This is a genomic window from Pseudomonas sp. UM16 (assembly GCF_050312595.1).
In the GTDB taxonomy this organism is placed as follows: Bacteria; Pseudomonadota; Gammaproteobacteria; order Pseudomonadales; family Pseudomonadaceae; genus Aquipseudomonas.
On the sequence record NZ_JBNPJT010000007.1, the window covers coordinates 60,707 to 79,599 of the forward strand.

Below are 18,893 nucleotides of genomic sequence, written 5' to 3' on the forward strand. Positions count from 1 at the left end.
AGCGCAAAGGGCTGGAGCAGGGATTGGCCACAACGAGGCGATCGCTGACAAAAGCCTGACTCCGTTCATGCAATGAGAATGGCGTCACATTAATGGCTAATGGATATCGCGAACATCAGGTCTCACCCGATTGCTACTAGGGGTTTCCCTGATGAGTGATTCGTTTGCGACCCTTTGCGGGTATTCGCGACAGGAAGAAGCTGAGTCCAGTAAAGCATGATGTTAAAATGACATCAATGGTCGGTTGTGCATTTCCTTCCGGGGTCAAGCTGTGCCCGATCTGGCCGATACAGGGCCAACGAATTCATTTTTCGAACAAGCCTGAGGGTTCTTTAATGGCTGGCATTCTCGACACAGTAGACCAAAGAACGCAGCTGGTAGGTGAGAACCGCCTGGAAATCTTGATGTTTCGCCTGGCCGGTCGACAATTGTTCGCAATCAATGTGTTCAAGGTGCAGGAAGTGCTGCAGATGCCCAAGCTGACCTTGATGCCTCAACGTCATCCTTTTGTCTGCGGCGTGGTCAACCTGCGCGGGCAGACCCTGCCGGTGATCGACCTGTCTCAGGCCATCGGCATGCGCCCGTTGGCGCCGGGGCCGGGAAGCACGATCATCGTCACCGAGTACAACCGTTCGGTGCAGGCGTTCCTGGTGGGTGGCGTCGACCGCATCGTCAACATGAACTGGGAGGCGATCATGCCGCCGCCCAGCAGTGCCGGCCGCCAGCATTACCTGACCGCGATCAGTAAGGTTGATGAGCAGTTGGTGGAAATCATCGACGTGGAAAAAGTCCTGGCCGAAATTGTCCCGTACAGCGCCAAGGTTTCGCGCGAAAAACTTGATGATCCGGTGTTGGCACGGGCTCGTGGCCGCGAGGTGCTGCTGGTGGACGACTCCACCGTGGCCTTGGCTCAACTGCGCGAGACCCTGTCCCAGTTGGGGGTGAAAATGCACGTTGCCAGTGATGGTCTGAAGGCCTTGCGCATGCTCAAAGGCTGGGCAGATGCGGGTGAAGACATGTGTGAAAAGCTCCTGATGATTTTCACTGATGCCGAGATGCCGGAGATGGATGGCTATCGCCTGACCACTGAAATTCGTAATGACCCACGCCTGCGCCCGTTGCACGTGGTGCTGCACACCTCGCTGTCGGGTAGTTTCAACGAATCGATGGTGAAGAAGGTCGGCTGTGACAATTTCCTCTCCAAGTTCCAGCCGGATAAATTGGTCGATGTCGTGCGTCAGCGCCTGATGCTGGATGAAGCGACGGCCTGAGTCGGTATAAGCTAAGCGCTTTGAATCGGCAGAAGGCAGGTTACCGATGCAATTGAGTGCGTTGTACCGTTATCCGCTCAAGTCCGCGCGCGGCCAAGTGTTGCATTCGTCCTCGCTGGACGCGCTGGGGTTGAGTGGTGATCGTCGCTGGATGCTGGTGGAGCGCGACAATGGCCGCTTCTTGACCCAGCGCGCCTATCCGCAGATGAGTCAGTTAAGCGCGCTGCTCGACGCCGCTGGTGACCTGACCCTCGAAGCACCTGGGCGCGCCGCACTGACGGTTGCCGTGCCGCAAGCGGACACTGACCTGCGCGGGGTGACAATCTGGCGCGACACCTTTCGTGTGCCGGATGCCGGTGATGCTGCTGGGCAGTGGCTCAGCGAGTTTATCGGCAAGGATGTACGGTTGGTCCATGTGCCCGAGCAGCGTACCCGCTTCCTGCCTGGTGGCTACGGCCTGGTCAGTGATCGCGTGGCGTTTGCAGACGGTTTTCCTTTATTGCTGATTGGCCAGGCGTCGCTCGACGATCTGGTGCAGCGGGTCGGACGTCCGTTGGAGATGCTGCGTTTTCGTCCCAATCTGGTGGTGGAGGGCGCACAGCCCTATGCCGAAGATGGCTGGAAGCGTATCCGTATCGGCGAGATGGAGTTTCGCGTGCTCAAGCCGTGCGAGCGCTGCATCATGACCACCATCGACCCGCAGACTGGTGAGCGCAGTGCTGACCGCGAACCACTGGCGACACTTAAAGCCTATCGGCAGAAGGAGGGTGATGTGCTGTTTGGGCAGAACCTGGTGGCTGACGGTAGCGGAGTGCTGGAGGTGGGAATGCCGGTGACTGTGCTGGAATAGTTGATCATTGTAGGCGCAAGCCTTGCTGGCGATGCGGTCCGCGCGGTATCAGGTATTGCGCGGTGCTCGCATCGCCGGCAAGGCTGTTAACAACCTTGCCTTTTACTGATCGTCAAAATAACGCTCATGCCAGTCCACCAGTGGCTGCGGCGAATTGAGCTTTTGCCCATAGATCACCGAGTAGGACAACACGTTCTGCACGTATTGGCGGGTCTCATCAAACGGAATCGACTCTACCCACACGTCGAAGCTCAGGTGGTCGGCACCGCGCAGCCATTGCCGCACACGGCCGGGACCTGCGTTGTAGGCGGCTGAAGCGAGTACCCGGTTACCATTGAACTGACTGTGCACCTGGCTCAGATAGGCTGCCCCCAGCTGGATGTTCTTGTCCGGATTGAACACTTGCGAGGGAGAGGCCAATGGAATGCTGAACTTGCGGGCGGTCTCTTTGGCGGTAGCCGGCATCAGCTGCATCAGGCCGCTGGCGCCCACGCTGGAGCGCGCGTCTTCCATGAAGGCGCTTTCCTGGCGGGTGATAGCGAACACCCAGCTTGAGTGCAGACCGCGTACTTTGGCTTCACGCACCAAGGTGTCGCGGTGGGCCATCGGGAAGCGGATATCCAGATCGTCCCAGTATTTTGCCTGGCTGATCGTGCGGATCGCCGGGAAGTACCAGCGCATGTCATAGGCCAGGCGGGCCTGGGCAACCATTTCGTCGCGGTTGAAGTGGCGGCTGACGTGGTACCACTCGCGGCGACCGTCGACGATCTGGCCGCGGGCATGGAATTCCAGGGCACGGCGAATGCCTGGGGTGTTGCGCACCTTGTTCATCAGCGCCTGGCTCAGCACCAGCGGCTTGTTGTTCAGCTGGTATGGCGTCTTCGCCCGGTCGGCGGCGAGGAAACCATAGAAATCACGTTCGCGCGCGACGGTCTGGTACAGCGACGGGATCTGCGGGTTCTTCGGCTGCGCCAGCTCCAGGCTGCGGGCTTGCCAGTAGCGCCAGCGGCTGCTGGTGGCCAGGTCCTGGGGCAAGCGTTTGGTCAAGTCGTAGGCATCTTCCCAGCGACCCAGGCGCAGCAACAAGCGCAGGCGCCATTCGGTGACGGTGTTGTCGCGCAGCTCCGGGTCGTAGCGGGTCATCAGGTCAAGCGCCCGCGGGTCGTAGCGGCGCGCCAGGGTCAGGCCGATTTCCCGGGCGATGGCAACTTTTTCGTCGCGGGAGAAATGCATGCGGTTGGCATAGTCATCCAGCAAGCTCATGGCTCGCTCCGGATCCTGGCGCGCCAGGCGGCGCAGGCCCAGGCTGACGACGTCGGACATGGCTTCGTTGACCGGTACGAAGCGTCCAGGTTGATTCAGCAGTTGTGGCTTTTGTGCCACATCCACCAACAAGCGACCTTGGGGCGCCAGGGTGGTGAGGTTTTTTGTCAGGCTGTTGGCCAGCGCATAATTGCGTGCCTGGGCTGCCAGTTTGGTGCGCTCCCAGCGCTTCTGTTCGGTGAGCTGGCCTTCGGCTGCCCAGCGATCAAACAAAGCGTCGCAGGCGGCAGGTTGAGACTTGCCCACCAACCACAGTTTTTCTGCCGAGGCATAGCCCTCGGCGCGCTGGCCCTGAATGAGCTCACGCTGGCCGTTGAGGCAGTCGAGCTCGGTGAAGTTCAGCTTAGGGTCGTAGTAACGGCTGAAGGTGTCCCATTCGCCACGCTCGGCCAACCAGCGTAACCAGCGCAATTTCATCCAGTTGGCCTGGGGCAGGTCGCCATGGGCGGCGAGAAACTTCTCGATCTCGGCGTTGCTCGCGGTTTTCAGCCGCGCCGTCAGCTCGTCATAAGCCAGGTAGGGCGTCAGCGGATAATCGCTCAGGGCCTTGGCGTAGCGCAGGTATGGGCCTTTGTCGCCCTTGGCCAAGGCGCGTTTGGCCTCGTCATAATACTGGCGCTGCACGGTAATGTCGGTGGCCTGGGCGACGCTGACGGCAGAGGCCGAGAGAAGCAGGCAGGAAACTAGGTTGAACAGGCGGCTGCGCATGAGACTTCCGGGCAGTTTGACCATAAAAAGTGACGGCGAAGCCAGCACTGTGGGGTGACGTTGCTTAAGCTTAGCCGTTTGCCGTAGGCGGATGAAAGCATTGTGCTTGTATCGAGTTGTAATCAAGCGGTCCGTCGTCGGATCTCGCTGCAGGCGCGCCTGCTTAATGTGAAGCGAGGCCAAGTCGGGTAGAATACGCGCCCTGTTTTTGGAGAAGATCATGACCCTGCTCAAATTAAGCGATGTGTCCCTTGCGTTCGGCGCCATGCCGTTGTTGGACAAGGTGTCGTGGCAGATCGCCCGTGGTGAGCGGGTGTGCATTATTGGCCGTAACGGTACGGGCAAGTCGAGCATGCTGCGTCTGGTCAAAGGCGATCAGAAGCCTGACGACGGCGATGTCTGGCGCGCGCCGGGGCTGAAGATCGGCGAACTGCCGCAGGAACTGCCAGTCGCTGATGGCCGTACTGTATTCGATGTGGTGGCAGAAGGTTTGGACGGTGTTGGCGCTTTGCTGGCTGAATACCATCACCTGAGCCAGAACATCCACAGTGATGCTGACCTGGAAAAACTCATGCACGTCCAGCACGACCTGGAAGCGCGTGATGGCTGGCGCTTGCAGCAATTGGTCGACAGTACCCTGAGTCGCCTGCAACTGCCGGCCGACAAGACCCTGGCCGAGCTATCCGGTGGCTGGCGCCGTCGCGTGCTGCTGGCCCAGGCGCTGGTCTCCGAGCCTGACCTGCTGTTGCTCGACGAACCTACCAACCACCTGGATATCGGTGCGATTGCCTGGCTCGAAGAAGCCCTCAGCGGTTTTGGCGGCGCTGTGTTGTTCATCACCCACGACCGTTCCTTCCTGCAAAACCTGGCCACCCGCATCCTCGAGTTGGACCGTGGCGGCCTGATCGACTGGAACGGCGACTACGCCAGTTTCCTGGTGCACAAGGAAGCCGCGCTGGCCGCCGAAGAAACCGCCAACGCGCTGTTCGACAAGAAGCTGGCCCAGGAAGAAGTGTGGATTCGTCAGGGCATCAAGGCTCGACGCACCCGTAACGAAGGTCGTGTGCGTGCCCTCAAGGCCCTGCGCGTTGAGCGCAGCGAACGTCGCGAGCGTACAGGTAAGGCCAATATCATGCTCGATGTTGCGGAGAAATCCGGCAAGCAGGTCATGGTTCTGGAAAACGTCAGCTTCAGCCATCCGGGTGGGCCGCAGCTGGTCAAGGACTTCTCTATGGTCCTGCAGCGCGAAGACCGCATTGGTCTACTTGGCGCTAACGGTACCGGCAAGACCACCTTGCTCAAATTGATGCTCGGTGGCCTTGAGCCTACCAGCGGCAAGATCGAGTCCGGCACGCGCCTGGAAGTCGCCTATTTCGACCAACTGCGTCATCAGTTGGACCTGGAAAAGACCGTCATCGACAACCTGTCCGAAGGTCGCGACTTCATCGAGATTGACGGTCAGAACCGCCATGTCCTGAGCTACCTGGGCGACTTCCTGTTCAGCCCGCAGCGTGCCCGCACGCCGGTCAAGGCGCTGTCTGGTGGTGAGCGTGCGCGCCTGTTGCTGGCCAAACTGTTCAGCAAGCCGGCCAACTTGCTGGTGCTCGACGAACCGACCAACGATCTGGACGTGGAAACCCTCGAGCTGCTTGAGGAAGTGCTGTCGGCGTTCAAGGGCACTGTGTTGATGGTCAGCCACGATCGGGCGTTCCTCGACAATGTGGTCACCAGCACCCTGGTCTTTGAAGGTGAGGGCAAGGTTCGTGAGTACGTCGGTGGCTATCAGGACTGGATCCGCCAGGGCGGTTCGCCGAAGTTGCTCGGTGTCAGTGAGAGCAAGTCGGGCAAGTCTGAGCTGAACACGGCAGTGGTTGAAGCCCCTGAGCCAGCTCCGGTGGCTGCTTCGGCCGCTGAGGCACCGAAGAAAAAGCTCAGCTACAAGCTGCAGCGTGAGCTTGAAGCGTTGCCGGGCCAGATCGACGCGCTGGAGCAGAAAATGGCGGCGGTACAGGAAGAAATTTCCGATCCGGCCTTCTACCAGCGTCCGATCGACCAGACCACAGCGGTGTTGGCGCGTCTGGAGCAGATGCAAGGCGAGCTGGATGTGCTGGTTGAGCGTTGGGCTGAACTAGATAGCTGAAAGGCGGGCCCGGTGCATGCAAGTGCGCCGGGCCTTGTCGATTACTCGGGCTTTTTCATCAGGCGTACGGCAAGCACATCGCAAGGTGCGCCGTGCAGTACGTCGTTGGCGGTAGAACCGAGCAGCAGCGCCAGGCCGTGACGACCGTGGCTGCCGACCACGATCAGGTCGCACGCATTTTCCTTGGCCAGTTGATGGATCTCTTGGCGCGGCTGGCCGTAAGTCAGGTGTGAATCTCCGCGTTTGATCTCGGGATATTTGACGAACAGGCGGTCCATGCGCTCTTTTGCCTGGTCGAATTGTTGCTGCTGCAGCTGTGACAGGTCCATCGGCACATCACCGCCAAAAGCCATGGCCATAGGTTCGACGATATGCACCAGAGAGACTTTGGCCTGTGTTGGTTCGGCTAGAGTCATGGCGCGCTTGATGACCGGGTCGCATTCTTCGGTCAGGTCGACGGCAACCAGTATGTGTTCGTAGGGCATGAGAAGCTCTCCTGACAGTCGCGATAGTTCAAGTATGGTCGGTTTCAGGCTGGCCGCTTCGAACCGCGGCTAACCAGCTCATTTGCAAAGCTTTATAGGAACAACAGATATGACGGTCTGGGTAGTGGTGTCAATCCTTGCGCTGATTCTCAGCCCGCTCGCGTGGCTGCGCCCTTCGCGCAATCAGAGTGGGCGGATGGCCCTGCGCATGGAAGCCCGGCGCATGGGATTGAACATGCAACTGACGCCTCAACAGTGGCCGCACTGGCTGCCCAGCGAGCCGCCAAGCCCGTGTGCACAGTTCGTGCGACCACGGCGCCAGGGCAGGGTAGACAGCTGGAGCTACTGGCAAACCACTCCCGGCACCTGGCTTAACCAATGGCGTGAGCCGTGTGCCGATCCGCAACTGGCGGAGCACTTTGCGCGCTTGCCTGACAACGTCTACAAGGTCGAAGCGGGTCCGCAAATGATTGCCCTCTACTGGGGGGAGCGCGGCGAAACATCTGTATTGCAGGATATTGCTGCAGTGCTCAAAGCCCTGGCCTGATCACGCTCAATAAAAAGCCCGATAAACGCATCGGGCGGGCGGGCCAGGCAGGCCGGTTTAAGTCTTGATTGCCACCCAGTGTAGCGGGCTCGCCGCAACCTGCCGGGTTTTCCTTGCCTTTCTTTGCATCGGCTCGCGTTTGCCTGTGTAAGCCTTTAACCACTATTGCTGGCGTGAATACGTTTCGATCATTGCAGGCGGTGTTTGCTCGTGGTCGGCAAAAAATGACCGCAAAGTCGCGTTTTCACGCCGCTTTTGGGTATTTGACAACGGCGTTCTTTTCGTTGAATGTGTCCATACCCAAATCAAACGGGCGTATGAATTGAGCGTTTGTATTGTCAGAAAGCTCTTACAGAATCCCGACTATCGCGCTGACGGGTGTGCCTGGCGCAAGGATTCGGCAATTCACGGCCACTGGCCGGCCGGGTCTTTCACCAGCGATCGGCGTGTACAGTTCAGCTTCCATATCGTGGAGATCAGTTGATGATTTACGAAGGTAAAGCCATCACGGTTAAGGCTCTTGAAAGCGGCATCGTCGAACTGAAGTTCGACCTCAAGGGTGAGTCCGTCAACAAGTTCAACCGTCTTACCCTGAACGAATTGCGTCAGGCCGTAGACACCATCAAGGCCGACGCCTCGATCAAAGGCGTGATTGTCAGCAGTGGCAAGGACGTATTCATTGTCGGCGCGGATATCACCGAGTTTGTCGATAACTTCAAGCTGCCCGAGGCCGAACTGGTTGCCGGCAACCTCGAAGCCAACCGGATTTTCAGCGACTTCGAAGACCTGGCCGTACCGACGGTTGCCGCGATCAACGGCATCGCCCTGGGCGGCGGTCTGGAAATGTGCCTGGCAGCCGACTACCGTGTGATGTCCAGCAGCGCCAAGATCGGCCTGCCGGAAGTCAAGTTGGGTATCTACCCAGGCTTCGGCGGTACCGTGCGCTTGCCGCGTATCATCGGTGCCGACAACGCTATCGAGTGGATTGCCGCCGGCAAGGAAAACCGTGCTGAAGACGCCCTGAAAGTAGGTGCCGTCGATGCTGTTGTTGCTCCCGAGCTGCTGCAAGCCGCTGCCCTGGACCTGGTCAAACGCGCCATCAGTGGCGAGTTCGATTACAAGGCCAAGCGTCAGCCAAAGCTGGAGAAAATCAAGCTCAACGCCATCGAACAGATGATGTCGTTCGAAACCGCCAAAGGTTTCGTTGCCGGTCAAGCGGGCCCGAACTACCCGGCGCCCGTTGAAGCGATCAAGAGCATCCAGAAGGCCGCCAACTTCGGTCGCGACAAGGCCCTGGAAATCGAAGCTGCTGGCTTCGCCAAGCTGGCCAAGACCTCGGTTGCCGAAAGCCTGATCGGCCTGTTCCTCAACGACCAGGAACTCAAGCGCAAAGCCAAGGCCCACGACGAAATCGCCCGTGACGTGAAGCAGGCCGCCGTACTCGGCGCCGGCATCATGGGTGGCGGTATCGCCTATCAGTCGGCAGTCAAAGGTACGCCGATCCTGATGAAAGACATCAACGAAAGCGCCATTCAGCTGGGCCTCAACGAAGCCTCCAAGCTGCTCGGTAAGCGCGTTGAAAAAGGCCGCCTGACCCCGGCGAAAATGGCTGAAGCGCTGAACGCGATTCGCCCGACCCTGTCCTATGGCGACTTTGCCAATGTTGACATCGTCGTTGAAGCTGTGGTCGAGAATCCAAAGGTCAAGCAAGCGGTACTGGCTGAAGTTGAAGGCCAGGTCAAGGAAGACGCGATTCTTGCGTCCAACACCTCGACCATCTCCATCAACCTGCTGGCCAAGGCCCTCAAGCGTCCGGAAAACTTCGTCGGCATGCATTTCTTCAACCCGGTGCACATGATGCCGTTGGTGGAAGTCATCCGTGGCGAGAAGTCCAGCGAAGTGGCAGTTGCCACCACCGTTGCCTACGCCAAGAAGATGGGCAAGAACCCGATCGTGGTCAACGACTGCCCGGGCTTTTTGGTCAACCGCGTGCTGTTCCCGTACTTTGGCGGTTTTGCCAGGTTGGTCAGCGCCGGTGTCGACTTCGTGCGTATCGACAAGATCATGGAAAAATTCGGCTGGCCGATGGGCCCGGCCTACCTGATGGACGTGGTCGGCATCGACACCGGCCACCACGGTCGTGACGTCATGGCCGAAGGCTTCCCTGACCGCATGAAGGACGACCGTCGTTCGGCTATTGATGCGCTCTATGAAGCTAACCGCCTGGGCCAGAAGAACGGCAAGGGCTTCTACGCCTACGAGACTGACAAGCGCGGCAAGCCGAAGAAAGTTGCCGACGCGGCCGTTCTTGAAGTGCTCAAGCCAATCGTCTACGAGCAGCGCGAAGTCACTGACGAAGACATCATCAACTGGATGATGATCCCGCTGTGCCTGGAAACCGTTCGTTGCCTGGAAGACGGTATCGTCGACACTGCCGCCGAAGCCGACATGGGTCTGGTCTACGGCATCGGTTTCCCTCCGTTCCGTGGCGGTGCACTGCGCTACATCGATTCGATCGGCGTAGCAGAATTCGTTGCCCTGGCAGACAAGTACGCCGATCTGGGGCCGCTGTATCACCCCACCGCGAAGCTGCGTGAAATGGCCAAAAACGGCCAGAGCTTCTTCGGTTAAGCGCCCAACGATAGAGAGCGAGAGAATATATGAGCCTGAATCCAAGAGACGTGGTGATTGTCGACTTCGGTCGCACGCCGATGGGCCGCTCCAAGGGTGGCATGCACCGCAACACCCGCGCCGAAGACATGTCCGCGCACCTGATCAGCAAGGTGCTGGAGCGCAACACCAAGGTCGACCCTAGCGAAGTCGAAGACGTGATCTGGGGCTGCGTCAACCAGACCCTGGAGCAGGGCTGGAACATTGCCCGCATGGCTTCGTTGATGACCCAGATCCCGCACACTGCGGCCGGCCAGACCGTCAGCCGTCTGTGTGGCTCGTCGATGAGCGCCCTGCACACTGCAGCTCAGGCGATCATGACCGGCAACGGTGATGTCTTCGTCGTCGGTGGTGTTGAGCACATGGGCCACGTCAGCATGATGCACGGCGTCGATCCGAACCCGCACATGTCGCTGTACGCCGCCAAGGCCTCGGGCATGATGGGCCTGACCGCCGAAATGCTCGGCAAGATGCACGGCATCAGCCGTGAGCAGCAGGACCTGTTCGGCCTGCGTTCGCACCAGCTCGCCCACAAAGCGACGGTCGAAGGCAAGTTCAAGGATGAAATCATCCCGATGCAGGGCTATGACGAGAACGGTTTCCTCAAAGTCTTCGACTACGATGAAACCATTCGCCCGGACACCACCCTGGAAAGCCTCGCGGCCCTCAAGCCTGCGTTCAATCCTAAAGGTGGTACGGTGACCGCCGGTACTTCGTCGCAGATCACTGACGGCGCGTCGTGCATGATCGTCATGTCGGCCCAGCGTGCTCAAGACCTGGGGATCCAGCCGCTGGCGGTGATCCGTTCGATGGCGGTGGCCGGTGTCGACCCGGCGATCATGGGCTACGGCCCGGTACCGGCGACTCAGAAAGCGCTCAAGCGCGCAGGTCTGAGCATCGCTGATATCGACTTCTTCGAGCTCAACGAAGCCTTCGCTGCACAGGCCCTGCCAGTGCTGAAAGATTTGAAAGTACTCGACAAGATGGATGAGAAGGTTAACCTGCACGGCGGCGCCATCGCTCTGGGTCATCCTTTCGGTTGCTCTGGTGCGCGGATTTCCGGCACTCTGCTCAACGTCATGAAGCAGAATGGCGGGACCTTCGGCGTTTCGACCATGTGCGTCGGCCTGGGTCAAGGCATCACCACCGTCTTCGAACGCGTCTAAGCGTTCAGCGGTTGGAAACCGGGGCCTGGTGCCCCGGTTTTTGTTTTTGCGGGATTTTTTTCAAGAGGGTGAGCAACATGCAGATACAACCAGGCGTATACCGGCATTACAAGGGGCCTGAGTATCGTGTGTTCGGCACAGCGCGCCATTCTGAAACCGAGGAGTGGGTGGTGTTCTATCAAGCCCTGTATGGCGAATTCGGCCTCTGGGTACGCCCGCTTTCGATGTTTCTGGAGTCGGTCGAGGTTGACGGCGAGCAACGGCCGCGCTTTGCTTTGGTCAAGGCCGAACCCGAGCAGTTTTCCCGGCCCGATGCCGAGGGTGGTTAACGCCTCGCGCTTGACCTCATGATGTTGCCACTATATATAGCGGTGCCGCGTCAGGTACCTGCCGTGTTTTTATTTTCAGTATTCAGGAATTTTCCGATCCATGGGCAAATCGCTGGTCATTGTGGAATCCCCGGCTAAGGCCAAGACCATCAACAAGTACCTGGGCAGCCAGTACGTGGTGAAGTCGAGTATCGGCCATATCCGAGACCTGCCCACCAGCGGTTCGGCCAGCGCCAGCAAAGAGCCTGCCGCCAAGCGTGGCAAAGCCGCTGCCGGTGAAGCGCCCGCGCTGTCGCCGAAGGAAAAGGCGCGCAAGCAGCTGGTCGCGCGCATGGGGGTGGATCCGGACCACGGCTGGAAAGCCAAGTACGAGATCCTTCCGGGTAAGGAAAAGGTCATCGAAGAGCTGCGTCGTCTGGCCAAAGATGCTGACACCATCTATCTCGCAACCGACTTGGATCGCGAAGGGGAAGCCATTGCCTGGCACCTGCGCGAAGCCATCGGCGGTGACGACAGCCGCTATAAGCGCGTGGTGTTCAACGAAATCACCAAGAAGGCCATCCAGGAAGCGTTCTCGCAACCGGGCGAGCTGGATATCGATCGGGTCAATGCCCAGCAAGCGCGTCGCTTTCTTGACCGCGTAGTGGGTTACATGGTCTCGCCACTGCTGTGGCAGAAGATTGCCCGTGGTCTGTCGGCCGGTCGCGTGCAATCGGTGGCGGTGAAACTGGTGGTTGAGCGTGAGCGCGAGATTCGTGCCTTCATCCCCGAAGAATACTGGGAAGTGCACGCCGACCTCGGTACTGCCAAGGACGCCAAAGTGCGTTTCGAAGTGGCGCGGGAGAAGGGCGAAGCCTTCAAGCCGCTCAACGAAGCCCAGGCCATGGCCGCGCTGGAGAAGCTCAAGGCCTCTAGCTACACCGTCGCCAAACGCGAAGACCGTCCGACCAGCAGCAAGCCATCGGCCCCGTTCATTACCTCCACCCTGCAGCAGGCCGCGAGCAATCGCCTGGGCTTTGGGGTGAAGAAGACCATGATGATGGCCCAGCGTCTGTATGAAGCCGGCTACATCACTTATATGCGTACCGACTCGACCAACCTTTCGGTCGATGCAGTGGAAATGGCCCGCAGCTACATCGAAAGCGAGTTCGGCAAGAAGTACCTGCCAGAAGCGCCGATTGTCTACGGCAGCAAAGAGGGGGCTCAGGAAGCGCACGAAGCGATTCGTCCGTCTGACGTCAACACCCACCCGACCAAGCTCAGCGGCATGGAGCGTGATGCCGAGCGTCTGTACGAGCTGATCTGGCGCCAGTTCCTGGCCTGCCAGATGCCGCCAGCGCAGTACCTGTCGACCACGGTCAGCGTCACCGCTGGCGACTTCGAACTGCGTGCCAAGGGCCGTATCCTCAAGTTCGACGGTTACACCCGTGTGCTGCCTCAGCAGAGCAAGCCGGGCGATGACGACGTACTGCCGGAAATGAACCAGGGCGAAGTCCTCAAGCTGATCCAGATCGATCCAAGCCAGCACTTCACCAAGCCGCCTGCGCGTTACTCCGAGGCCAGCCTGGTCAAGGAAATGGAAAAGCGCGGCATTGGCCGTCCTTCTACCTACGCGGCAATCATCTCGACCATTCAGGATCGCGGCTACGTGACCCTGCACAACCGTCGTTTCTACTCCGAGAAGATGGGCGATATCGTTACCGAGCGCCTGTCCGAGAGTTTCTCCAACCTCATGGACTACGGTTTTACCGCCGGCATGGAAGAGAACCTCGATGACGTGGCCCAGGGCGAGCGCGACTGGAAAAACGTCCTCGATGAGTTCTACGGTGATTTCAGCAATAAGCTGAAGCTGGCTGAGGATGGCGAGAAGGGCATGCGTGCCAACCAGCCAACCTTGACCAACATTGCGTGCAAGGAATGCGGTCGTCCGATGATGATCCGTACTGCTTCGACCGGCGTGTTCCTTGGCTGTTCGGGATACAGCCTGCCGCCCAAAGAGCGCTGCAAGGCGACCGTGAACCTGGTTCCAGGTGATGAAATCGCTGCCGATGACGAAGGCGAATCGGAATCGCGGGTGTTGCTCAACAAGCACCGCTGCTCGATCTGCTCCACCGCGATGGACGCCTACCTGCTCGACGAAAAGCGCAAGCTGCACATCTGCGGTAATAACCCTGATTGCACGGGCTACGAAATCGAAGAGGGCAACTACCGCATCAAGGGTTACGAAGGGCCGAGCCTGGAGTGCGACAAGTGCGGTAGCGAAATGCAGCTCAAGACCGGCCGCTTCGGCAAGTTCTTCGGTTGCACCAACGCTGAGTGCAAAAACACCCGCAAACTGCTCAAGAGTGGTGAAGCAGCACCACCGAAAATGGATGCAGTGAAGATGCCGGAGCTCAAGTGCGAAAAGGTCAACGATACCTACGTGCTGCGTGATGGTGCTTCGGGGTTGTTCCTGGCAGCCAGCCAGTTCCCGAAAAACCGCGAGACCCGCGCGCCGTTGGTGATCGAAATCATCCCGCACAAGGATGAGATCGATCCGAAGTACCACTTCCTCTGTGAAGCGCCGAAAAAGGACCCGGACGGTCGCCCAGCGGTGATCCGTTACAGTCGTAAGACCAAGGAGCAGTACGTGCAGACCGAGGTCGAGGGCAAGCCGACCGGCTGGCGCGCTTTCTACGACGGTAATGCCTGGAAGGTCGAAGACAAGCGCTGATAAAACCTGGGCCGCTTTGGGCGGCCCATTGCCGGTAAGGGGGCTTGCAAGTAGGGCAGGGCATCCGTGACACTCACAGACCGCCTTGCAGCCTTTCGGAGGGCACTCAGATGGCCCAGGAACTCTATACCCGTACCAACCAGAAGATTTACTTCGCCGGCCTGGCCCTCGAGGCCTTGGGCAAGGCTCAAGCGAGTCGGGCAATGAACGCTCAGGCGCTGATCCAGGCCGAGCGCGAATCGGCGCTGTTTCACCTGTACGGTGCGCTGCTGGGGTTATGTCATGAGATTGCCGGCTTTTACCGTTTGCCACAGGCTGCTGCGCCGCGCGCCGAGATGCTACTGACGCGCGAAGTGCTGGAGGCGGTGGCGATTCCGGAAATGGCTGAGTTGGTCGAGTTGGCTGAGCAGCGAGAAACCTGGCTGGCACAACTGTTAAGCGCTTATGCCGATTTGTTCCGACCGCCGGTCGCGAAAAAAGCACCGAAAACTGACGTCACGCAACCGCTGATTCAGGCTGTGAGCCTTGATGAACCTGAAGTGGCGCCGCTTTCGCGGGAAGAGCTGGAGAGCTGGCGGCAGAACCTCAAGGGCCTGACCGTTCGTTTTCGTGAAGGCTTGAGTGAGTGCTGATTGAGGCGCTCGCTGGTACAATACTGGCCTTTCGTGGAGAACTGCCCTTTATGCCAACGTCCTTTCTAGAAATTGTCGAGTTGCCTGATGGCCGGATCGAGTTGCGCCGCGCTGAGGACGAAGGCTCCCTGGTAACCCTGGATTTCTCCGAGGACGCCAAGGCTTTCTTGCAAGGTCAGCACGTTGAAGTGGCCAAAGCCATGCTCAGTGTTGGCGTGCAGATGGCCGGCAAGCTGGTTGAAGGCGAAGTCGAGCGAGACGACGGGCCACGCGTCCTGCATTGATCGCCTGTATGGCTTCCTCGTCCTGAAGAAGCCTGGCGAAACCAACCGATACCTGTCCTGAATATCAGCCGAGGCGGATGTTCAGGCTTTGTGCTTCTCCAGACCGTGCGGCGTTGCTCAGCTGTTGACGCGCGCTGCTGCTGACGGTGTTCAGCCAGCTGACCACAGTGTGGCTACGGCCCAGGCGCAGGGCCTCGCAGGCCAGCTGCAGTGCGCTCTGATTGCCGCGAGGGTGCAGCAACAAGATGCGCTCGCGGTTCAAGCCAGCTTCGCGCAACCAGGCCTGGGTCAGGCTGGCCGGTGGGGCGATCAGGGTCAGCCAGCGCTCGTCCTGTTCTTCACTCAACTCGCTTAGTTCTCGCAGCATGGGGGCCAGCAGGCTCTGGCAGTTGCCCAGCGCACCACGGAAAGACAGCTCGCTGAAAACCTGAGCTGCGCCAGGGTGCGGCGCAGGCTTGGCGGCTTTCAGTCCGGGCAGCACTGGCTGGGCCAGGAATGCTTCGAACAGGGGCAATTGTGCTTGCTGCGGTACGTTCTGTGACGCTGGGGGGGACTGCATGACGCCTCCTTTACCGGCGAATAACGCCGACACTCAAGCCCTCGATCACCAGTTCCTGGTCTTTCAGGTTGACTTCGATGGGGGCGAACTCGGGGTTTTCAGCAATCAACCAGACCTTGCTGCCTTCGCGCTTGAAGCGCTTGACGGTGACCTCGTCACCCAGGCGGGCAACCACGATCTGGCCATTGCGCGCTTCGCGGCAGGTATGCACGGCGAGCAGGTCGCCATCGACGATGCCGACGTCTTTCATGCTCATGCCGTGAACGCGCAGCAGGTAGTCGGCCCGCGGATGGAAGAACGCCGGGTTGATGTTGCAGGATTCTTCAATGTGTTGCTGGGCCAGGATCGGCGCACCGGCAGCAACGCGGCCGATGATCGGTAAGCCGCTGTCTTCGGCCTTGGCTTCCAGGCCGGGGATGCGGATGCCGCGTGAGGCGCCCGGGGTCATCTCGATCGCACCCTTGCGGGCCAGGGCCTTGAGGTGCTCCTCGGCGGCATTGGGCGACTTGAAACCCAGCTCCTGGGCGATTTCCGCACGGGTCGGCGGGAAGCCGTTGTCTTCCAGGCAGCGCTTGATAAAAGCCAGAATCTCAGCTTGGCGTGGCGTCAGTTTTAGCATGTCGATCGCTCTGTCTTTTTATACAGTGACTGTGATTATATACAGTAAAAGGCAAGCTGCAAGCGGCAAGCTTTAAGAAAAGGCGGGTGAGGGCGCTTGCCGCTTGCAGCTTGTGGCTTGCGGCTGTGATTTAATACGTGACCGGGTAGCGGCAAAGCGGGTGAGCGGACTTGACAGATCACTACTTTGAAACGTATGTTTCAAACAAGTGTTTGTCAGGCGGAGTAGTCATGGCCCAGTCGGAAACCGTTGAACGCATTCTCGATGCTGCCGAGCAGTTGTTCGCGGAAAAAGGTTTTGCCGAAACCTCATTACGGCTGATCACCAGCAAGGCCGGCGTCAATCTGGCGGCGGTGAACTATCATTTCGGCTCGAAAAAAGCGCTGATCCAAGCGGTTTTTTCGCGTTTCCTCGGCCCCTTCTGCACCAGCCTTGAGCGCGAGCTGGAGCGTCGTCAGGCCCGCCCTGAGCTCAAGCCAAGCCTTGAAGAGCTGCTCGAGATGCTGGTTGAGCAGGCACTGGTCGTGCAGCCGCGCAGTGGCAACGACCTGTCGATCTTCATGCGGTTGTTGGGTCTGGCCTTCAGTCAGAGCCAAGGGCATTTGCGCCGTTATCTGGAAGACATGTACGGTAAAGTGTTCCGCCGCTACATGCTGCTGGTCAATGAAGCTGCGCCACGTATTCCGCCGATCGAGTTGTTCTGGCGCGTGCACTTCATGCTCGGCGCCGCAGCGTTCAGCATGTCCGGGATCAAGGCCCTACGCGCGATCGCCGAAACCGATTTTGGGGTTAACACCTCGATCGAGCAGGTGATGCGCCTGATGGTGCCGTTTCTTGCCGCCGGCATGCGCGCCGACAGCGGGGTGACTGACGAGGCAATGGCTGCCGCGCAGTTGCGCCCGCGTAGCAAGTCTTCCAGCTCGACGGTCGCCGCCAAGGCCTGATGCCATGGCTGGGCGCAGCGAGCCGCATCGGCTAAGCTAGCGCCCATGTCCAGTCTCGATTTATTGCACATTTCCCTTGCCGATCAATGCCTCTACGGCTTCGCCCGTGGGCAGTTGCGCGTGCGCGTGGCGGTGTCTACCGCAGTGAACGGTGGTGGTGAGCGCAATGGTTCCGGTTGCACGCCCAGAGGTTTGCATCAGGTGCGGGCGAAAATCGGTGCAGGCTTGCCGCAAGGGGCGGTGCTGCGCGGGCGGCGCTGGACCGGTGAGACCTGGACGCCAACCCTGCACGCGCAGTATCCCGGTCGCGACTGGATCTTGAGTCGTATCCTCTGGCTCAGCGGTTGCGAGCCGGGGATCAATCGCAACGGGTCGGTCGACACCTTCCGTCGCTACATTTATCTGCATGGCACGCCCGATTGCGAACCGCTGGGCGTGCCGTTGTCCCATGGCTGTGTGCGCCTGCGCAATGCCGATCTGCTGCACCTGTTTGATCGGGTGCCAGTGCATTGTCCGGTGCGAATCGAAGAAGCCGCGTGCCCCCAATGGGCCGACGCGCCCCTGAACTGAAGGATCAATTATGAGTGCCAGCCTGCAAGGCTCCCTGATGGTGGACATCGCCGGTACCTGGCTGACCGCCGAAGATCGCCAGCTTTTGCGCCAGCCCGAAGTGGCCGGTCTGATCATCTTTGCCCGTAATATCGAAAGCCCACGCCAAGTGCGTGAACTGACAGCCTCGATCCGCGCCATTCGCCCGGACCTGATCCTGGCGGTAGACCAGGAGGGGGGGCGGGTCCAGCGCTTGCGTCAGGGCTTCGTGCGCCTGCCGGCGATGCGAGCGATTGCCGATAACGACAACGCCGAATACCTGGCCGAGCAGTGTGGGTGGTTGATGGCAACCGAGGTGCTGGCTGTCGGTCTGGACCTGAGTTTCGCTCCGGTCCTGGATTTGGATCATCAGCGTAGTGCTGTAGTTGGCAGCCGTGCCTTTGAAGGTGACCCGCTGCGTGCTACAGCGTTGGCCGGTGCTTTTATTCGTGGCATGAACGCCGCCGGCATGGCGGCGTGTGGCAAACATTTCCCGGGTCATGGTTGGGCCGAGGCTGACTCCCACGTTGCCATTCCTACCGATGAGCGCAGCCTGGAGCAGATCCGTGCGGTTGACCTGGTGCCGTTTGCGCGTCTGAGTGGCCAGATGGCGGCAGTGATGCCGGCGCATGTGATCTACCCCCAAGTTGACAATCAGCCGGCAGGCTTCTCGCGCCGTTGGTTGCAGGACATCCTCCGCGGTGAATTGGGCTTTGATGGGGTGATCTTCAGTGATGACCTGTCGATGGCTGGCGCTCATGTGGTGGGGGATGCGGCCAGTCGTATCGAGGCGGCGTTGAGCGCGGGTTGTGACATGGGCCTGGTGTGCAATGACCGGGCGGCGGCCGAGCTGGCCCTGACTGCGGCGCAGCGCTTGAAGGTCATGCCTTCGCCGCGGATCGCCCAGATGCGTGGGCAGGGCTTTGCCCGTACCGACTATCGTCAGCAGCCGCGCTGGTTGGAGGCGCTTGGCGCGCTGAAGGAAGCGCAACTGGTCGATTGATACAAAGATTGGCCATCCCAGGTGATGTCAGCTCCCACAGGCCTTTAGGGGTGCTTACATTG

General features: G+C 59.7%; 17 protein-coding genes. 13 read left to right on the forward strand and 4 right to left on the reverse strand.

Annotated elements, in window-relative coordinates; all coding sequences use genetic code 11:
• Nucleotides 1–335: 335 nt before the first annotated feature.
• Both ACQRAX_RS09915 and ACQRAX_RS09920 read left to right on the forward strand, forming a co-directional pair.
• Nucleotides 336–1,271: a chemotaxis protein CheV gene (locus ACQRAX_RS09915; protein WP_412037261.1), complete on the forward strand. Its 936-nt coding sequence runs from the start codon at nucleotides 336–338 to the stop codon at nucleotides 1,269–1,271.
• A 46-nt stretch (nucleotides 1,272–1,317) separates the two neighbouring features.
• Nucleotides 1,318–2,121, forward strand: a complete 804-nt coding sequence (locus tag ACQRAX_RS09920) for an MOSC domain-containing protein (protein ID WP_412037262.1) — start codon at nucleotides 1,318–1,320, stop codon at nucleotides 2,119–2,121.
• 102 nt (nucleotides 2,122–2,223) lie between these two features.
• On the opposite strand, the gene ACQRAX_RS09925 is transcribed toward ACQRAX_RS09920, so the two are convergent.
• Entirely contained in the window at nucleotides 2,224–4,152 is a 1,929-nt protein-coding gene (locus tag ACQRAX_RS09925) for a transglycosylase SLT domain-containing protein (protein ID WP_412037263.1), read from the reverse strand.
• A 220-nt stretch (nucleotides 4,153–4,372) separates the two neighbouring features.
• On the opposite strand from ACQRAX_RS09925, the gene ACQRAX_RS09930 reads away from it, so the two are divergent.
• On the forward strand, nucleotides 4,373–6,292 hold the full coding sequence (locus ACQRAX_RS09930; protein ID WP_412037264.1) for an ATP-binding cassette domain-containing protein: 1,920 nt from the start codon (nucleotides 4,373–4,375) through the stop codon (nucleotides 6,290–6,292).
• A 41-nt stretch (nucleotides 6,293–6,333) separates the two neighbouring features.
• Here ACQRAX_RS09930 and ACQRAX_RS09935 read toward each other — a convergent pair whose 3' ends face one another.
• Nucleotides 6,334–6,777 (reverse strand): universal stress protein, encoded by a 444-nt coding sequence (locus tag ACQRAX_RS09935; RefSeq protein WP_412037265.1) that lies wholly within the window; start codon nucleotides 6,775–6,777, stop codon nucleotides 6,334–6,336.
• Between the two features lie 109 nt (nucleotides 6,778–6,886).
• Here ACQRAX_RS09935 and ACQRAX_RS09940 point away from each other — a divergent pair, with 109 nt between their 5' ends.
• From ACQRAX_RS09940 to ACQRAX_RS09970, 7 genes are all read left to right on the forward strand, one after another.
• Nucleotides 6,887–7,324 carry a hypothetical protein gene (locus tag ACQRAX_RS09940; protein ID WP_412037266.1) on the forward strand — a complete coding sequence of 146 codons (438 nt, stop codon included), beginning with the start codon at nucleotides 6,887–6,889 and terminating at the stop codon, nucleotides 7,322–7,324.
• A 483-nt stretch (nucleotides 7,325–7,807) separates the two neighbouring features.
• On the forward strand, nucleotides 7,808–9,955 hold the full coding sequence (fadB, locus tag ACQRAX_RS09945) for a fatty acid oxidation complex subunit alpha FadB (protein ID WP_412037267.1): 2,148 nt from the start codon (nucleotides 7,808–7,810) through the stop codon (nucleotides 9,953–9,955).
• Between the two features lie 29 nt (nucleotides 9,956–9,984).
• Nucleotides 9,985–11,160 carry an acetyl-CoA C-acyltransferase FadA gene (gene fadA, locus ACQRAX_RS09950; RefSeq protein WP_045194913.1) on the forward strand — a complete coding sequence of 392 codons (1,176 nt, stop codon included), beginning with the start codon at nucleotides 9,985–9,987 and terminating at the stop codon, nucleotides 11,158–11,160.
• Nucleotides 11,161–11,237: 77 nt separating this feature from the next.
• A complete protein-coding gene (locus ACQRAX_RS09955) occupies nucleotides 11,238–11,489 on the forward strand; it encodes a DUF1653 domain-containing protein (RefSeq protein ID WP_412037268.1) in 252 nt (83 codons plus the stop codon).
• 100 nt (nucleotides 11,490–11,589) lie between these two features.
• Nucleotides 11,590–14,202: a type I DNA topoisomerase gene (gene topA / locus ACQRAX_RS09960; RefSeq protein ID WP_412037269.1), complete on the forward strand. Its 2,613-nt coding sequence runs from the start codon at nucleotides 11,590–11,592 to the stop codon at nucleotides 14,200–14,202.
• A gap of 110 nt (nucleotides 14,203–14,312) precedes the next feature.
• The gene (locus ACQRAX_RS09965) at nucleotides 14,313–14,834 is read left to right on the forward strand and encodes a DUF6586 family protein (RefSeq protein ID WP_412037270.1); all 522 of its coding nucleotides are present in this window, start codon (nucleotides 14,313–14,315) and stop codon (nucleotides 14,832–14,834) included.
• A 50-nt stretch (nucleotides 14,835–14,884) separates the two neighbouring features.
• Nucleotides 14,885–15,118: a hypothetical protein gene (locus tag ACQRAX_RS09970; protein WP_038608889.1), complete on the forward strand. Its 234-nt coding sequence runs from the start codon at nucleotides 14,885–14,887 to the stop codon at nucleotides 15,116–15,118.
• Between the two features lie 64 nt (nucleotides 15,119–15,182).
• On the opposite strand, the gene sulA is transcribed toward ACQRAX_RS09970, so the two are convergent.
• Nucleotides 15,183–15,677, reverse strand: a complete 495-nt coding sequence (sulA, locus tag ACQRAX_RS09975; protein WP_412037271.1) for an SOS-induced cell division inhibitor SulA — start codon at nucleotides 15,675–15,677, stop codon at nucleotides 15,183–15,185.
• Nucleotides 15,678–15,687: 10 nt separating this feature from the next.
• Nucleotides 15,688–16,296: a transcriptional repressor LexA gene (lexA, locus tag ACQRAX_RS09980; RefSeq protein WP_038608892.1), complete on the reverse strand. Its 609-nt coding sequence runs from the start codon at nucleotides 16,294–16,296 to the stop codon at nucleotides 15,688–15,690.
• Between the two features lie 230 nt (nucleotides 16,297–16,526).
• Between lexA and ACQRAX_RS09985 the strand changes: the two genes are divergently transcribed.
• The 3 genes from ACQRAX_RS09985 to nagZ are packed head-to-tail and all read left to right on the forward strand — an operon-like array spanning nucleotide 16,527 to nucleotide 18,831.
• The gene (locus ACQRAX_RS09985; RefSeq protein ID WP_412037272.1) at nucleotides 16,527–17,240 is read left to right on the forward strand and encodes a TetR/AcrR family transcriptional regulator; all 714 of its coding nucleotides are present in this window, start codon (nucleotides 16,527–16,529) and stop codon (nucleotides 17,238–17,240) included.
• A gap of 45 nt (nucleotides 17,241–17,285) precedes the next feature.
• Nucleotides 17,286–17,810: a L,D-transpeptidase family protein gene (locus ACQRAX_RS09990; protein WP_412037273.1), complete on the forward strand. Its 525-nt coding sequence runs from the start codon at nucleotides 17,286–17,288 to the stop codon at nucleotides 17,808–17,810.
• 22 nt (nucleotides 17,811–17,832) lie between these two features.
• Nucleotides 17,833–18,831 (forward strand): beta-N-acetylhexosaminidase, encoded by a 999-nt coding sequence (gene nagZ / locus ACQRAX_RS09995; RefSeq protein ID WP_412037803.1) that lies wholly within the window; start codon nucleotides 17,833–17,835, stop codon nucleotides 18,829–18,831.
• Nucleotides 18,832–18,893 lie beyond the last annotated feature (62 nt).

Coding starts and splice junctions, on each gene's coding strand:
- ACQRAX_RS09915 (WP_412037261.1), top strand. CDS start 336: ATGGCTGGCATTCTCGACACAGTAGACCAAAGAACGCAGCTGGTAGGT.
- ACQRAX_RS09920 (WP_412037262.1), top strand. CDS start 1,318: ATGCAATTGAGTGCGTTGTACCGTTATCCGCTCAAGTCCGCGCGCGGC.
- ACQRAX_RS09925 (WP_412037263.1), bottom strand. CDS start 4,152: ATGCGCAGCCGCCTGTTCAACCTAGTTTCCTGCCTGCTTCTCTCGGCC.
- ACQRAX_RS09930 (WP_412037264.1), top strand. CDS start 4,373: ATGACCCTGCTCAAATTAAGCGATGTGTCCCTTGCGTTCGGCGCCATG.
- ACQRAX_RS09935 (WP_412037265.1), bottom strand. CDS start 6,777: ATGCCCTACGAACACATACTGGTTGCCGTCGACCTGACCGAAGAATGC.
- ACQRAX_RS09940 (WP_412037266.1), top strand. CDS start 6,887: ATGACGGTCTGGGTAGTGGTGTCAATCCTTGCGCTGATTCTCAGCCCG.
- fadB (WP_412037267.1), top strand. CDS start 7,808: ATGATTTACGAAGGTAAAGCCATCACGGTTAAGGCTCTTGAAAGCGGC.
- fadA (WP_045194913.1), top strand. CDS start 9,985: ATGAGCCTGAATCCAAGAGACGTGGTGATTGTCGACTTCGGTCGCACG.
- ACQRAX_RS09955 (WP_412037268.1), top strand. CDS start 11,238: ATGCAGATACAACCAGGCGTATACCGGCATTACAAGGGGCCTGAGTAT.
- topA (WP_412037269.1), top strand. CDS start 11,590: ATGGGCAAATCGCTGGTCATTGTGGAATCCCCGGCTAAGGCCAAGACC.
- ACQRAX_RS09965 (WP_412037270.1), top strand. CDS start 14,313: ATGGCCCAGGAACTCTATACCCGTACCAACCAGAAGATTTACTTCGCC.
- ACQRAX_RS09970 (WP_038608889.1), top strand. CDS start 14,885: ATGCCAACGTCCTTTCTAGAAATTGTCGAGTTGCCTGATGGCCGGATC.
- sulA (WP_412037271.1), bottom strand. CDS start 15,677: ATGCAGTCCCCCCCAGCGTCACAGAACGTACCGCAGCAAGCACAATTG.
- lexA (WP_038608892.1), bottom strand. CDS start 16,296: ATGCTAAAACTGACGCCACGCCAAGCTGAGATTCTGGCTTTTATCAAG.
- ACQRAX_RS09985 (WP_412037272.1), top strand. CDS start 16,527: ATGGCCCAGTCGGAAACCGTTGAACGCATTCTCGATGCTGCCGAGCAG.
- ACQRAX_RS09990 (WP_412037273.1), top strand. CDS start 17,286: ATGTCCAGTCTCGATTTATTGCACATTTCCCTTGCCGATCAATGCCTC.